Annotated in this window: 3 protein-coding genes; 2 read left to right on the top strand and 1 reads right to left on the bottom strand. The window is 38.6% G+C overall.

Annotated features, from left to right (window positions below; translation table 11 throughout):
* Positions 1-151 precede the first annotated feature (151 nt).
* Positions 152-634 carry a JAB domain-containing protein gene (locus QI30_RS19915; protein ID WP_126992148.1) on the bottom strand — a complete coding sequence of 161 codons (483 nt, stop codon included), beginning with the start codon at positions 632-634 and terminating at the stop codon, positions 152-154.
* Positions 635-899: 265 nt separating this feature from the next.
* Here QI30_RS19915 and QI30_RS19910 point away from each other — a divergent pair, with 265 nt between their 5' ends.
* The gene (locus QI30_RS19910; RefSeq protein ID WP_126992133.1) at positions 900-1,103 is read left to right on the top strand and encodes a hypothetical protein; all 204 of its coding nucleotides are present in this window, start codon (positions 900-902) and stop codon (positions 1,101-1,103) included.
* A gap of 155 nt (positions 1,104-1,258) precedes the next feature.
* A partial coding sequence (locus QI30_RS19905) for a hypothetical protein (RefSeq protein ID WP_148113928.1) occupies positions 1,259-1,759 on the top strand: 501 nt, incomplete at its 3' end.

Raw genomic sequence — 1,759 nt, 5'->3', positions numbered from 1 at the left:
AGGAAATCTTTATTAAATGTATGTTGCTCCATGTTGATCACATCCTATTTCGTCGCCTTGCACACAAGGCGACGCGATTTTTCACTTACAATCCCTTACCCTGTCTCATATAAATTGAAAAGAGACGCACAAAGTGTGCGCCTTTTCAATATTACATATATCCTTTTTCTTTTAATGATAGGAAGTTATTTTCGCAGACGATTAAATGGTCGAGAAGTTCCACACCTAAGAGCTCACCTGCCTCCTTTAAACGCTCGGTAACATCAATATCCTCGGGGCTTGGTGTACAATTTCCAGAAGGATGATTATGCCCAACAATTATCGAAGCCGCATTTTGTAAGAATGCTGTTTTAAACACTTCACGTGGTGTTACGATGCTTGCATTTAAAGAACCGATATGACAACGGTGCAAAGATTGAATTTGATTTTTGGTTGATAAACAAGCGACTAAAAAGATTTCTCTATCCTCGTCACCAATAAATTTCATCGCTATATTGGCAAAATCTTGAGGGCTACGAACTGTATAATCTGTAAGGTTTTCCGACAAATATTTCTTTGGCAGTTTACGACGCTCGGCTTTAATTTTTACAATCTCATAAATCGGCTCTAACGACTGGTTAGTAGGGTTTGTCATGGTGTTTCCTCCTTAGATTTTTTTGATTGCTTTAGCCGCAATCCCGAAGTCGGAAGGCTGAATTTTTTCCGATTTCTTGGCTATGCCATGCAGCTATTTGCAGCAATCAAAAAGCAAGGAATCGCCTTAGCGATAGCTCAAAATTTTTTGTAGCGTAAGCATGTTTAAACAAAAAATTTTGACGGTCCTTGCTTTTTGAGGTGAAACTCGGATAGCAGTGTGGTAGGCAGAATCTGCCACGCTGCTTGCCGCAAGTTGAACGCAAATGGCAAAGCCCAAGCAAATGATCTTATTGCTTGGGCGTATGGCGAAAGAAATCGAAAAAATGGGCACAATAAAAGTGACTGCCGTGACAGTCACTTCCGATTTGTCTTTTGTATTAGATGTTGATCTTCGCCTCGTTTGGTATGGCGGCCTAGCCGTAAACGATACAGGAATCTACTCGCTGTTAGGCACTTACAGCGAGTGATTATCGGAGCGTTTAATGCCAAAGCGACACGTACCCCTTCACACAAAGCGTCTTTTGCTTGTGATGAAGAGGTAGTGTGGGCAAAATATAGGTTGATTATTTTCTAAATTTTTAGTATTCTATAATGTCACTTAAAATTAGAGAGAAGGACACAAATGAGCAGTTTACAAAGAGCTCTTCACAAAAAGCAGCAAGCTAAAAAAATTATTCAAGAGTTACAACTTATCGAGAAATGGAGTAAAATCGGTACCTGTCATCTTGTCGGTGCCGCAGCCTATGATCTTATTGTTTCGCCAGATATTGACTTTGAAACATTCTGTGACGAAATTCATCCTGATCGCATTATGCAAGAACTAGCACCGCTTGTAGCAAATCCAAATGTAATGGAATTAAAGTATCATGATTATTCAAAAACGGATTTTAACGGTCATTATTTCAAGCTTGTTTATAAAGAACAAGACACCGAATGGACAATCGATATGTGGCTATTTTCTACAAATAAAGAAGGTGCTTTATCAAGAGATATGGTGCCCTTAATGAAAAGGCTTTTAACCAATTCATCAAGAAAAATCATTTTAGATATTAAAGAAGCTTTAATCGAAAGAAGTTTACAATTCCCATCCATCTTTATCTACCAAGCCGTTTTAGAATACGGC

The organism is Candidatus Kurthia intestinigallinarum (assembly GCF_003991225.1).
GTDB classification, from domain to species: domain Bacteria; phylum Bacillota; class Bacilli; order Bacillales_A; family Planococcaceae; genus Kurthia; species Kurthia populi.
This window is presented reverse-complemented; position numbering and strand designations above follow the sequence as displayed.